This window comes from Bacillus sp. CD3-5, assembly GCF_006349665.1.
In the GTDB taxonomy this organism is placed as follows: Bacteria; Bacillota; Bacilli; order Bacillales; family Bacillaceae_G; genus Bacillus_A; species Bacillus_A paranthracis.
In genome coordinates, this window is record NZ_VEPX01000011.1 from 68,709 (window position 1) to 82,638 (window position 13,930).

General features: G+C 34.8%; 14 protein-coding genes. 4 read left to right on the forward strand and 10 right to left on the reverse strand.

Annotation, left to right across the window (positions count from 1 at the left end):
* Window positions 1-11 precede the first annotated feature (11 nt).
* Window positions 12-1,793: an oligopeptide ABC transporter substrate-binding protein gene (opp4A, locus tag FH036_RS19680; RefSeq protein WP_000743075.1), complete on the forward strand. Its 1,782-nt coding sequence runs from the start codon at window positions 12-14 to the stop codon at window positions 1,791-1,793.
* 103 nt (window positions 1,794-1,896) lie between these two features.
* Here opp4A and FH036_RS19685 read toward each other — a convergent pair whose 3' ends face one another.
* The 4 genes from FH036_RS19685 to FH036_RS19700 all read right to left on the reverse strand — a co-directional run bounded on the left by FH036_RS19685 (window position 1,897) and on the right by FH036_RS19700 (window position 5,571).
* A complete protein-coding gene (locus FH036_RS19685; RefSeq protein WP_000738295.1) occupies window positions 1,897-2,022 on the reverse strand; it encodes a DUF4027 family protein in 126 nt (41 codons plus the stop codon).
* 208 nt (window positions 2,023-2,230) lie between these two features.
* Window positions 2,231-2,653 carry a universal stress protein gene (locus FH036_RS19690; protein ID WP_000277994.1) on the reverse strand — a complete coding sequence of 141 codons (423 nt, stop codon included), beginning with the start codon at window positions 2,651-2,653 and terminating at the stop codon, window positions 2,231-2,233.
* 65 nt (window positions 2,654-2,718) lie between these two features.
* Window positions 2,719-4,170, reverse strand: a complete 1,452-nt coding sequence (locus FH036_RS19695) for a SulP family inorganic anion transporter (protein WP_044791352.1) — start codon at window positions 4,168-4,170, stop codon at window positions 2,719-2,721.
* 153 nt (window positions 4,171-4,323) lie between these two features.
* Window positions 4,324-5,571, reverse strand: a complete 1,248-nt coding sequence (locus FH036_RS19700; RefSeq protein WP_044791353.1) for a cell wall-binding repeat-containing protein — start codon at window positions 5,569-5,571, stop codon at window positions 4,324-4,326.
* A gap of 173 nt (window positions 5,572-5,744) precedes the next feature.
* Here FH036_RS19700 and FH036_RS19705 point away from each other — a divergent pair, with 173 nt between their 5' ends.
* Window positions 5,745-6,422, forward strand: a complete 678-nt coding sequence (locus FH036_RS19705) for a response regulator transcription factor (protein ID WP_139896144.1) — start codon at window positions 5,745-5,747, stop codon at window positions 6,420-6,422.
* Between the two features lie 11 nt (window positions 6,423-6,433).
* A complete protein-coding gene (locus FH036_RS19710) occupies window positions 6,434-7,825 on the forward strand; it encodes a sensor histidine kinase (protein ID WP_139896145.1) in 1,392 nt (463 codons plus the stop codon).
* Between the two features lie 13 nt (window positions 7,826-7,838).
* On the opposite strand, the gene FH036_RS19715 is transcribed toward FH036_RS19710, so the two are convergent.
* On the reverse strand, window positions 7,839-8,360 hold the full coding sequence (locus FH036_RS19715) for a dihydrofolate reductase family protein (RefSeq protein ID WP_139896146.1): 522 nt from the start codon (window positions 8,358-8,360) through the stop codon (window positions 7,839-7,841).
* A gap of 97 nt (window positions 8,361-8,457) precedes the next feature.
* Here FH036_RS19715 and FH036_RS19720 point away from each other — a divergent pair, with 97 nt between their 5' ends.
* Entirely contained in the window at window positions 8,458-9,420 is a 963-nt protein-coding gene (locus FH036_RS19720; protein WP_139896147.1) for a helix-turn-helix transcriptional regulator, read from the forward strand.
* A 29-nt stretch (window positions 9,421-9,449) separates the two neighbouring features.
* Here FH036_RS19720 and FH036_RS19725 read toward each other — a convergent pair whose 3' ends face one another.
* The 5 genes from FH036_RS19725 to FH036_RS19745 all read right to left on the reverse strand — a co-directional run bounded on the left by FH036_RS19725 (window position 9,450) and on the right by FH036_RS19745 (window position 13,833).
* Window positions 9,450-10,880: an anti-sigma factor gene (locus tag FH036_RS19725; RefSeq protein WP_139896148.1), complete on the reverse strand. Its 1,431-nt coding sequence runs from the start codon at window positions 10,878-10,880 to the stop codon at window positions 9,450-9,452.
* Complete coding sequence (locus FH036_RS19730) at window positions 10,846-11,403, reverse strand: RNA polymerase sigma factor (RefSeq protein ID WP_139896149.1); 558 nt, start codon at window positions 11,401-11,403, stop codon at window positions 10,846-10,848. Before FH036_RS19730 ends, FH036_RS19725 begins: the two co-directional genes overlap by 35 nt.
* Window positions 11,404-11,562: 159 nt before the next feature.
* A complete protein-coding gene (locus FH036_RS19735) occupies window positions 11,563-11,997 on the reverse strand; it encodes an HIT family protein (RefSeq protein WP_139896150.1) in 435 nt (144 codons plus the stop codon).
* 62 nt (window positions 11,998-12,059) lie between these two features.
* Window positions 12,060-12,437, reverse strand: a complete 378-nt coding sequence (locus tag FH036_RS19740; RefSeq protein WP_000778859.1) for an OsmC family protein — start codon at window positions 12,435-12,437, stop codon at window positions 12,060-12,062.
* Window positions 12,412-13,833 (reverse strand): amino acid permease, encoded by a 1,422-nt coding sequence (locus FH036_RS19745; RefSeq protein WP_001187116.1) that lies wholly within the window; start codon window positions 13,831-13,833, stop codon window positions 12,412-12,414. The genes FH036_RS19740 and FH036_RS19745 overlap by 26 nt, the downstream gene beginning before the upstream one ends.
* Window positions 13,834-13,930: the final 97 nt, after the last annotated feature.

Below are 13,930 nucleotides of genomic sequence, written 5' to 3' on the forward strand. Positions count from 1 at the left end.
GTGGAGAAGTTATGAAAAAACCAAAACTATACAAAGTATTAAGTACACTTGCTGCTTCAACATTATTACTATCTGCATGTGGGGGTGCTGATAGCGGTAGCAAAAAAACAAATACGAAAAAAGTAGAAACAAATAAATTTAGTGCTGCTGTAAAAAATGATGGTAAAGAAATTAAAGACGGATCATTAACTTATGGACTCGTTTCAAATTCACCTTTCGCTGGTGTTTTAAGTAGAGTATTGTATGAGGTTGCTCCAGATTCAGAAATTATGGATTTCTTTGATGAAGGTTTATTAGCTTCAGATAAAAACTGGGAAATCACAAATGACGGTGCTGCAACGTATACAATTTCTGAAGATAAAAAAACAATTACTATTAAGATTAAAGATAATGTAAAATGGCACGATGGTAACCCTGTAACCGCTGAGGATTTAGAATATTCTTACTTAATCATTGGTAATAGTAAATATACAGGTATCCGTTACGATACACAAATGCAAATGATTGAAGGTATGGAAGAATATCACGCTGGAAAAGCTGACAAAATCTCTGGTATTAAAGTAGTCGACCCAAAAACAATTTCGATTACTTATAAAGAAGTAAACCCTTCATTGAAAACAGGTATTTGGACATATCCTACACCTAAAAAATATTTAGGTGATGTACCAATTGAAAAACTGGCTGAATCTGATAAGATCCGTCAAAATCCAATTGGATTCGGACCATTTAAAGTGAAGAAAATTGTTCCTGGTGAATCAGTTGAGTATGAGCGCTTCGATGATTACTGGGCTGGCAAACCTAAACTAAAAAATGTAACATTAAAAGTTGTAAATCCATCTATTGTTAGTGCATCTCTGAAAAAAGGTGATATTGATATTGCATCAATTACTGCTGATCAATATCCAAACGTAAGTAAATTAAAAAATACACAACTAGTAGGAAAAACTGCGCTTGCTTACACTTATATCGGATTTAAATTTGGACATATGGACAAAGCAAAGAATGAAGCTGTAATGGATAACGATAAGTTCAAAGATGTTCGTTTACGTCAAGCAATGGCTTATGCAATTGATAGAGAAAAATTAGGAGAAAAAGTATATCACGGACTTCGTGTTCCAGCTAACTCTCCAATTCCACCATCTATGCCAAAGTACCATAATAACAATGCTGGCGCATATAACTTAGATGTAGATAAAGCGAAAAAACTATTAGATGAAGCTGGCTATAAAGATAAAAATGGTGACGGATTCCGTGAAGATCCAAAAGGTAATGAATTTAAAATTAACTTCTTAGCTAGTAACGGTAGTGAAACAAGTGAACCACTGGCTAAATTCTATATTCAATCTTGGAAAGATATCGGCTTAAAAGTAGAACTTGTTGATGGACGCTTACATGAATTTAATGCTATGCGTGAAATGATTAAAAAAGATGATCCAAAGGTTGATATTTTCTCTGGTGCTTGGAACACTGGTTCTGATCCTGACCTTTCTGGTCTATGGGGTAAAAATGCTGGTTTTAACTATCAGCGCTGGGTAAATGATGAAAATACGAAGTTATTAGATGCTGGATTATCAGAAAAAGCTACTGATGAAAAATATCGTAAAGAAGTATACGATAAATGGCAAAAATTAATTCATGACGAAGCACCGATGATTCCAATTCATTACACATTTGATTTAACAGGTGTTAATAAGCGCGTAAAAGATTTTGATGTCAATGCTGAAGTGAATCAAATAACTTCACATTGGAAAGACGTTACTGTAACAAGTGAGAAGCCAGAAGTAGAAAAATAATCATAATAATAGCTCTTAGCATTTACTTACTGCTAAGAGCTATTTTTTATTTACAATCCTTTTCTGACTATTTATAACAACCAATTCCTTCCCCACTCTAAAATCAAAAGATTTGATGAATCATCTTTATTACAACAGCTAACGTAACAGATGCAGCAAATCCCCCTAAACAAATAAGACCGACACCTTGACTATATGATAAATTTTGAAATGCTTTCATCTTTTTCATCCTCCCTCTCTCCCCTTCGATACTTTTATTTTACCAACGGAATAATTGTCATAACATCGATTTTCCTAACAACAAACTTACAAATTTGTAAGTTAATATTTTCTAAAACTTATGTATCTATTATGTCCACACTCTCCCCTTTTATACGTCAAAAAAGACCTTGAATTATATCAAGGCCCTGCTTACACTACAGAATATCTCACTTAATTTATTTAATAATCATTACCGGACATTTCACACGCTTTGCTATTTTATGACTGACACTACCAAGCACCATCTCTTGCAGTGTATTTAGCCCTCTACTCCCAGCAATAACAAGATCTATATCTCCTGTATTTACGTATTGAACAATTGTATCCCCTGGATCGCCATGTAATATCGTAATTTTATAAGAAATGTTCTCTTTCTTTAATAAACCTTCAATCTCTTTTAATTTATCTTTTCGACTAGCCGTTATTGTTTCTAAATCTGTTTGACCTTGTATAATATCTGATTTTGCTGTTCTATTATCTACTACGTACACAACTTCAACATTTGCTTCTTCGCTACATTTCGCAATATATGTTGCATGTTCCGCTGCTCGAAGTGCATGTTCAGAACCGTCACATGCTAATATAATTTGTTTATACATATGCTGAATCCCCTTTTCGTTATCCTACTCGTATTATATAATAAAGCCCCCTAAAAAGGAGGCTTCTAACTAGCAATTCTTTTATTATAAGTAGCTAAATTAGTAACAAGTTTTGCACTACGTTCATTTAATCCCGTTATACTTACTTTCACGCCACTTTGTTCATACTTCATAATAACTTTATCAATTGATGCCACTGCTGAATCATCCCATATGTGTGCGTGAGAAAAATTCAACTCAATTTCTTTTACATCTTCCTCAAATGAAAAATTATTGATAAGATCTGCCGTAGATGCGAAGAAAAGTTGGCCATGAATTTCGTATATTTTCTTATTTTCAATATATAAATGTTTCACGTGAATCTTTGCCATATTGAAAGCAAATAAAACTGCACTAATTACTGTTCCGATAATTACACCTAATGCTAAATTATGTGTAATTAAGACCACCACAACTGTTACGATCATAACAAATGCATTCCCTTTCGGTACTTTATGAATCGTTGTTACAGAGTTCCAATCAAATGTTCCGATTGAAACCATAATCATAACTGCAACTAATGCTGCCATCGGAATATGAACGACATAGTCACCTAAAACAAATAGTAATACGATTAAAAATCCGCCCGCTACAAATGTTGATAAACGACCGCGTCCACCTGATTTAATATTAATAACAGATTGTCCAATCATTGCACATCCTGCCATTCCTCCGAAGAAACCAGCAACAATGTTTGCAATACCTTGCCCACGTGCTTCTTTATGTTTATTACTTTCCGTATGCGTCATATCATCTAAAACCGAAGCTGTTAATAACGACTCTAGTAAACCGATAATTGCAAGCATAACTGCGTACGGTAAAATAATCCCCAATGTCTCAAGTGTAAAAGGCACATCAGGCATGCTAAAGAACGGTAATTCTTTCGGCAAGCTTCCCATATCCCCTACTGTTTTTAACTGTAATCCGCTCATAATTGCAATACTTGTCACAATAATAATGGAAATAAGTGTCGATGGGACAGCTGTCGTAATACGTGGAAATACATATATAATGACAAGTCCTAATGCGACAAGTGCATACATTTGCCAAGTTGCATTTTTAAAATGCGGCAATTGCGCTGTAAAAACTAAAATCCCAAGTGAATTTAAAAAACCACTCATAACAGATTTCGGAACAAACTTCATGAATGAGCTCAGTTTGAACACGCCAAAAATAATTTGGACAATACCTGTTAATATTGTGGTAGCAAATAAATATTGCAAACCATGATCTTTAACGAGCGTTACCATTAATAATGCCATTGCACCTGTTGCAGCTGAAATCATCCCAGTTCTTCCACCAACAAATGAAATGGTAACTGCAATACAAAAGGCTGCGTATAAGCCTACGGTCGGATCCACGCCTGCAATAACAGAGAAAGCAATTGCTTCAGGGATTAACGCTAAAGCAACAACTATTCCTGATAGCACATCCCCTTTCACATTGGAGAACCAATCATTTTTTATCGTTTGAAACAAAATACCACTCCTCTACTCTTTTCTCATTTGATTTTCCCCATAAGAAAATCTAGCCGACTGCACGAAGGCTATTATATAACGAGTAGAGGATTTTTCGCTATGTAAAAGTTTCCTAAAAAAGACGCTACCTTCATAGCGTCTTCTCTCATTTCATTAATGTCCACCGTGCCCTTGACCATTTTCTTGTACAATCTCTAGCCTCTCATCCAATATACCTTGCGTTTCAAATGAAATATTTTCAGTATTTCCTAATAAGAATCCATGATTGTACGGGCCAAGTGTTGGGTCATCTTTAAACTTCGGTTGAATAGTAGCAAGGAAATTATACACTGGTTGTGAAGCTTTTCCTTCCTCTAATAAGATAACAGGTGCATGTTTACCCATATGTGAAAATGGTGCTCCTGCAACTGCCAAGTCTGGTGTTTTGTTTGAAACAAATGATACACCATGGCCTGGTTTTGTGAACCCCCATCCAAATTTTGTTCTTTCATCTTTAAATTTCGCAAATGCAATAGAATTTTCTACTGGAGTCTCTCCACTAATACGCGTTACTTTCCCGTATTTACTTAACTCTTTTTCTACTGCTTTTGAAATGATTTTTTCTGGTCCTAATACATATATATTCGCTTTATCTTTTCTCATCTTTAATGCCTCTATCGTCGCTTCTGGCACTTTATTCTTTTCTGTATAGAGTAGTGGTTCTGGCATATGAGAAATCCAGTTTACAGCTGGTGTTGTATATAAACGTCCTTCTTCTTCAGACGAACCGATAATAACACTATTTGGGTAGCTTCCTGTTATATCGGCATATTCTTTATCCACATCTTTTGCAAATGTAGCTGGATCTGTTTCTTTTATTTGCTTTACTTTATATTCTTTTAATTGCTCAAGGATAGATGAACCTACATCCCCCATCACCATAATTTGTGTTCCATCTTTCGTTCCGAGCGGATTTAATCGTTTTATTTCTTTTAACGTCATTTCGGGTACCTTTTCTTTTTCTATAAATAAAATTGGCCCGTTATTCGGATGATGAATAAGATCCGCACTCGCAGTACCTAATTGCCACTCGTTTACTGGTACTAAAATAATAGCGCCTGGCTGATTCTCTTTATGCGTTGCTGGCCATATCGTTTGTGAAGTTAATACTGCCATTTGCAAAGGATCGTTTGTGTTTAATCTCGTTACATTTTTTAAACTTGTCGTTAATAAATCATTCGATGCACTTTCGTTCATTTCTTTCGGTGCAGTTACCTCCTGATTCATTTTCATTTCCTTTTGCTCTGTTTTCTTCTCTTCTTTAGATTCATGATTTTTATGATCTGTATTTGTTTGTCCACATGCCGCAAGACCAACTGCTGTAATTATTGTTATCCCAAAAACTCGGGTCATTTTTTTCACTATACCGCCTCCGTATAAATCATTTTCGAGCCAATATCATTACCTAAAATGGAATTTCATTTTTACAATAACAAGCAATTCTGAAGAAATTATGCAGACGCATTACAATCTGCACCATTTCTTCATGATTTTGCATTACAATTTAAGTAAAGATTATATATGGAGGGCTCTCTATGATTGATATACTGCTCGTAGACGATGAACCGAGAATGCTTGAATTATTAACGCTTTATCTTACTCCAATTGGATATAACTGCATATGTGCACGATCCGGAGAAGAAGCGATTTCACATATAGAAAATCAAAACTTTAAATTTATTTTACTGGATATTATGATGCCAAAGATGGACGGATGGGAAACGTGTAAAAAAATCCGCTCATTTAGTAACGTTCCTATCATTATGGTAACAGCTCGTGATCAAACGGTAGATGTCGTCCAAGGATTAAAAATCGGAGCAGATGATTACGTAACGAAACCTTTCCATGAAGAAGAGCTTTTCGCGAGAATTGAAGCTGTTTTAAGGCGAACGAATCAACGGACGCAAATCCAATATCACGGCATTTTATGGGATGAGGCAAAGCATTTCGTTTCTGTCTATAACGAAGAACTTCTTCTTACACCAATTGAATTCTCTTTACTCGGATTATTTTTACGTCATGTGAACTACGTATTAAGCCGTGATCAGCTCATTGAACGAATTTGGGGATTAAATACAAATACAGAAGATCGAACAGTCGATTCACATATTCGTAATTTGCGTGATAAATTACGAAAAGTAAATTTCCCTATTGATCACCACTTAAAAACAGTTTACGGAGTCGGGTATCGATGGGTTGATACTCTAGAGTAAGGAGCAAAACGATGAAGCGAATTTCTATTCAACTCGGATTTTATTTTTTAATTGTTACACTTTTAATTGAAAGTGTTCTATTTGTCTTGCTTTATTATAGCCTTGTCAACAATAGAGTAAATGAAGAAATGACAGCTTTATTAAAGCGCGGAAATAGTCATCGGGATGTCCTTGAAAAGTATTTTGATAAGCAAACAATCTCCCATGTTGCACTAATGGAATCCGAAGCCGAAACGACTGTCGTTATTACAAATGCAAATAAGGATGTACTAGCTAAATCCAACGAAATAAATACTACTATAAAAAAGCATATTAAAAAGATGCAAACACGGACAGATCATGAAGGCGCAATTATAGAGAATCATTGGAAAACATCTAATTATATATGTACAGTTAGCCCCATTGTAGTAGATGGAAAACATGAAGGCTATGTGTACATGTTTCTTGGGACAGAATCTATTGAAAAGATGGTGAATGGGCTAACAAGACAATTCATTATTGCTGGGATCATTACTTTTCTATTAACAGCCATCACCATCTTTCTATTATCACGTTTGTTAACAAAACCATTGTTACACATGAAACATGCTACTGAAAAAATGAGTAAAGGTGATTTATCAGTTTCGTTAACGACTACTCGAAATGATGAAATTGGTGAACTAGCATCGTCTATTCAAACGCTTGCTAATGATTTACATTATATGAAAACAGAGCGAAGTGAATTTCTAGCAAGTGTTGCTCACGAATTACGAACGCCGTTAACATACGTAAGAGGTTATGCTGACATTGCTTTAAAAGAAACCACATCTCCTGAGCAACGTTTGCGATATTTATCGATTATAAAAGACGAATCTGATTACATTACAAACTTAGTTCAAGATTTATTTTCACTTGCACAAATGGAACAACATAACTTTTCTATTCAAGTAAAGGAAGTACATTTACACACCTTCCTTACTCGCATATCTGAAAAAGTAAACGCCATGTATAAAGAAAGATACATTACAGTTTCTTTCTCTTGTCCTCCTACACTGCTAGTAAATTTAGATGAACAACGATTCGAACAAGTTGTGGTGAACATTTTAAATAACGCTTATAGACATTCAAAAGAACATTCTCATATCCGCATTTCTGTTATAGAAGAAAATAAGCGTATCACCATTACAATAGAAGATGAAGGCGAAGGTATTCCTCCTGAAGACCTCCCTCACATTTTCGAACGCTTTTATCGAGTGGATAAAGCAAGATCACGAGCTACCGGTGGAACTGGTTTAGGACTATCTATTGTGAAAGAAATTGTAGAACTACACGGCGGAACTATTACTGTAACGAGCGAAGTCGATCACGGATCTTGCTTTATTATTTCATTGCCATCTATACAAAAACACGACTACCATCAGTAGTCGTGTTTCTTTATCATTTTACTTTATAATATAAATTCACAAATTGCCCAAAACGTTTCGTATCTGTTAAAGTTAAATGAATTTCCGGGTTCTTATTTTGGAATAACGGAACCCCAGAACCTAATATATGCGGTGTAATCGTAACAACATATTCATCAATTAGATTATTCTTAAAGAACTCTCTTAAGAGACTCCCTCCACCGACCATCCATATTTTAGATCCTTCTTGTGCTTTTAACCTTTTTGTAAACTCCACTACATCTTCATTTACAAACTCCACGTGTTCGTTTGAACCTTTTTGTGAGTTAGAAAAAACATAACATTTTTTATCTACATACGGGAATGTTTCCATATGCTCTACTACATAATCGTACGTTCTTTTTCCCATAATTATCGTATCAATTGTTTCATACATTTCTGTATAACCGTTATCTCCCTCTCCTTCCGTTTCCATTAACCACTCTAAATCATCATTTTCTTTCGCAATATATCCATCTAAGCTCGCCGCAATAAATAAAACAATTTCACGTGACATCTCTTTTCCTCCTTGTGTTTCATCTTGATAACATTATGATGTAAACAATATACTAACAATAAAACATGACACTTTATGTCATGTTAAATAGAAAAAGGTGATACATTTGTCAAAAGCTAAACGCTTATTAGATATTCTTATATTTGCTTCTGCCAAAAAGACATTTACAGCTCAAGAAATAGCTGACGAATTTAATATTTCTGTTCGTACTGTCCATAGATATATTGTAGATTTAAGTGATATGGGATTACCTATTTATGCTGAACAAGGTCGTAATGGAGGCTATAAAGTATTAACAAATAGAGTCATTCCCCCTATATTATTTACGGAAGAAGAAGCAGTCTCCATCTTTTTTGCTTTTCAATCTTTAAGTTACTATCGAGACTTGCCTTTTAAAACAGAAATCAATTCCGTTACATATAAACTGTATAGCTCCCTACAACATGATGCGAAAGCGAAAGTTGATAAAATACGCTCTTATATTGCTTTCTGGAATCCGAAGAGAACGATTAATACACCTCTTTTAAACGAAGTACTAACTGCGGCTATTGAAAATAAAAATTTACACTTTCAATACGAATCTAAATCGGGGATAAAAACAAAACATGTTCATCCTATCGGTGTATATGCGCATGACGGGCTATGGTACTTACCATCCTATGACTTCAGTAGAAAAAAAGTATTACTGTATCGCGTTGATCGTATTCTTTCTATATTATCAATGGAAGAAAATGAAGATACATTCATGAATTTAGAAGAGTGGTTTGCCTCTAACTCTAACGTAATACATAGTCCTACTCAGTTACATGTTTTACTAACAACAGAAGGTGTACGCCAATGTAAAAGCGTTCCTTACCTTGAAGAATTCGTAGTAGTAAACGAAGACGGGACAGGATATATACATTCAACAATTGATAAAGGTGAAATAAACTTTATTATCCCCTTATTTTATAGACTTGGGAAAGATGCAAAAGTGTTAGAACCGAAAGAATTAATAGATGGTTTACGTATGCGTGCGAAAGAAATTTTACATATGTATGAAGACGAAAAAAGCTGCTAGATGTAAGCAGCTTTTTAGTCTCTTTGTTACTATTGACGAATATCAATCCACCAACGATATTCCGCATTCATATTTTCAGTGTCGCCAGTCCCTCTGTAATTGAAAGCATCCAAAAAGATTGAATCTAGTTTATCTTCATCTACAAAATAACCTAAGTTAACCTTTATCGTTTCCCCTGGTATGATACTGCCAATATTGTAAAAGCTTTTCCCATCTCCGTGAGGTTCTAAATAATCAACTTCGCCCGTCATAATACTTTTTTCGGCAATCCCATCTTTTCCAGCATAGTTCCATGCATTATTTTTAGATGTAAGCATTTGTATGCGTGGATGCATATAGATTTCTTTTGTCGCCTGTTTATCAATGTTTTTCACTGTTGTTGTCAGGTAGACAAATTTGAGATTAACGGACTTTGACTCTACTAATTCGTCAATTGAATCTTTACCATTTCCAACTTTATATACATCTCGTTTGTACGGTAGCAATTTTTTCGTCTGATCTAAAGCCTTATTCTCGCTTAGTATTTCTAGTCCCAATTCATTAAAGTTCTCTTGTTTAAAATCTTTGATTGAATCAAAGACTTCCACTTTTTCGATAACATATTCAATTTTGCTGTTCCTCCCCATGTTATCTATGGTTACTGGAACCGTTTGACCTACGCTAAATAGTTGTTTGCTATTTTTTTTCAAAGGAATAACGCTCGGTTTTGTTGATTCTTTCGCTTTGCTAAAACGATCTTCATCATAATTTGATATAGATGATGCCTTTTCCTTTGATGTGGGCTCAAGTGAAATGTTCGCTAAGACATCCATCATTTGTTCTTCATTTACATCGGCTCCAATAAAGCTTTCTAACATAATCCCCTCTTTCTCAAAAAGCAGAAAGACCTGTCTGTTAAACGGTAATTCTTTGCCTCCGGTGTCTCTATGGACAATCACTGCTTTCTTGCCATTTATTTCTTTCTCTTCGTAGCTTTTTGAGTACAGCGTTTTAAAATTCGAATCTTTTCCTACTCTCCAAAGAATGAATGAAAATCCACCCTTTGCGTAGTTATCTTTAAAGGAGTATTTCATAGCACTGTCATCAATTGCTTCCATATTTTCTGGCAATTTACCAACCTTCAACTTATACCACTGATCACTCTTTTTCGAACCCTTATTTGTTAAGGAAACATTTACTTCGTAATTTTGTTTTTGAACAATCATATTATAGACTTTCACTGCACCAAAAACAGTTGTCGGCATGCCGATCAATAAGCAAACAGCAGCGATTAACATACGATGTCTTTTACGCTTTTTCTGCGGTTGTCCATCTTTTAGCTTCATTTCCTCCATAAACAATTTCTTTTTGCGCGTATATGTATGTGAAAATTCATGTTGTTCTTCGAGGTTATCAAAATCATCTAAAGCAATTTTTTCAGCAAGTTCATATATTTCTTTGTAGTTCTTTGAATTCGTCATGTTGTATACCTCCTATCATAGTTTGGACTCGTTTTCGAGCGCGTTCAAACTGCTTGCGGACATTGACTTCCGTTATCCCCATAACACTTGAAATTTCTTGATACGTTAAGTTATAAAAGACTTTGTACTTAAACACCTGTCTGTTAGATTCATTTAACTCTTTTAGCAATGCATCAATTTGAACCTCAGACATTTTACGTTTTTCCCACTCTTCAATATTTTCATCTACTGCTTCTATCGATTCTCTTTCATATTCTTCTAAAAATGTTTCATGTCGTTTATTTTTCCGGTAACTATCAATCGCCTTGTTTTTCGCAATCCTCAAAATGTAACGTTTAAGCTCTTGAGTAGCCAAACTATGAAGCTTTTCCAAGTTCTTATAAAGAGTAATAAACGTCTCTTGAACTGCATCTTCTGCCTGCTGAATATTATTTAAAATAGAATAAGCTACATAATAAATTTTTTGTTCGTACAACTCGTATAGCTCTTCCATCTTTTCATAATCGTTGTTTGTAACTTTCATATAATTCCTCCTCTCACTCTATATAACGAATGAACCATATACTTTGTGACACTACAAAATCTATTTATAAATAAAATTTAATAATAAAATAAACAAAAGCCCAATTTCTCTATTTTAACTGAGAAACTGGGCTTTTTAATATTAGAATTTTCCTGACTGCTACGCCTTTTCAGTAAGCAGCATATGCTCTATCGCTTCTGTTAACAAATTCTGTGTCTCTTCCAATTTATGATTCTGCTTTTCTCCCGGTTGTACCATATAAAATTCAGCAAACGAGCGCTCTTTATATCTTGGTACGACATGCATATGGTAATGTGTTAACTCGTTAAATACTCCACCATTTTGACAAACTGTAACTCCATCTGGTTTATATAATGTCTTAATCGCTTTTGCAATAAGCTTAGAAGCATCCATAATGGATTTTGCTACAACATCATCTAATTCATCTACTTCTACAACATGCTGTTTTGGCACAATTAAAGTATGTCCTGGATAGAAAGGTGCATGATCTAAAAAGCATGTTACATAGTCATCTTCATATACTTTATATATTTTTTCCTCTCCGCCTGCTAATTTACACCCTAAACATTCCATCATATTTCCCCCTTTATTAAAAACATAAAAACGTGAGAGCTATATTCTCACGCTTTTATATTTCACTTTATTAGTTCAATTGTTTCCGTAACTTGTATACTATCTTTTACCGATTGAACTATCGTGCAATTTTTCACTGCAAGCTGTAGCGCCTTGTCCAACTGCTCTTCTGTAATGTTTTGTGCTTTAATTTTATAGTGCAAATGAACACTTTCAACTGGTTTTGATAATGCTTCACTTCTACCAATTTCCGTTTCAATTGTAAACGTATCGTATGGAATACGTTTCTTTTCTAAAATTGTTCGAAAGACAATTGCACTACATCCTGCGATTGAAGAAATGAGTAATTGTAATGGTGAATACCCGTTTTCTTTTCCAATCGCTAATTGACCATACGATAAATCTGCCTCAATATCATCTTGTTTGATGGTTAGTTTCATTTGTTGTCTCCACCTTCATCGGTTTCTGCCGTTTCTTATTTATATAATAATATATGTAGCAGAAAATGATAAATGGAATACCACAATATAACGCCATTCTTTGTTCTGGAATAAACGCTAAACTAATAACGACGATACTATTTGTAATTAAAGCTAAAATAGGAACAATTGGATATAACGGTGTTCTATATTTTAAGTCCTCTAACTTTCCTCCGCCTTTTATATACTGACTTCTAAAGCGAAGTTGTGACAGGGCAATAATGATCCAACTTGAAACAGCTGATAAACCAGCTATAGATAATAAGTACATGTATACTGTATCTTCTGCAAGGAAGCTTGTTAATAAAGATAATGCAGCTACAGCAATTGTTACAACTAACGCTGTAATTGGAATACCACGTTTATTTACTTTCTGGAAAGACTTTGGTGCCATTCCTTCATTTGCAAGTGACCATAGTATACGAGTTGCCGCATATAACCCTGAATTCGCTACAGATAGTAACGCTGTAATAATAACGAAGTTCATAATATCAGCTGCATATGGAATACCGATTTTATCAAATACAACTACGAACGGACTTTCAATTACGCCAGCTTCTTTCCAAGAAATTAATCCTACTAAAATCGTCATTGTTAAAATGAAGAATAACATAATGCGCCATACTGTATTACGAATTGCGCGTGGAATTGTTTTTTCTGGATTTTCACTTTCTCCCGCTGCAATCCCGATTAACTCTGTTCCTTGGAACGAGAAGTTAACTGTAATCATCGTAAGTAATACGGCAGCTAGTCCATTCGGGAATAATCCACCTTCACTTACAAAGTTAGAGAAAAGAGGTGCTGCTTCTTTTCCGTCATATGATATAAACCCTAGTAACGCACTACCACCAAGAACAACAAAGGCAAGAATGGTAACTACTTTAATACTAGAGAACCAAAATTCTAATTCAGCATAACTTTTCGCCGAAATTGCGTTTGAAGCATATAAAATAACGCCGAATACAAGACACCATACCCAAACATCAACATTCGGAAACCATCTTTTCATCATTAAACCGATTGACGTTAATTCTAATCCTACTGTTACTGCCCAGCCAAGCCAATATAGCCAGCCGATCATAAAGCCCGTTCCTGGTCCAATAAACTTCGTCGCATACTTTTGGAAAGAACCTGAAACTGGCATCGCTACCGTTAACTCTCCAAGACAAAGCATTGTTAAATACATAATAAATCCGCCTACTAAATATGAAAGGATGGCTCCCCCTGGTCCAGCCTGATTAATGGTGTAACCTGAACCTAAGAAAAAACCAGTTCCGATTACACCACCTAGTGCGATCATAAATAAATGTCTACTCTTCATCGTACGATGTAATTTCTCATTCGTTGGTTGCTGCATCTAAATCCTCCCCCTACCAATACCCCTATATCTTGTTAAAATTTTCTGATAATAAAAATATACACGAAAGCGATTACATTTTCTATATAAAATTAAA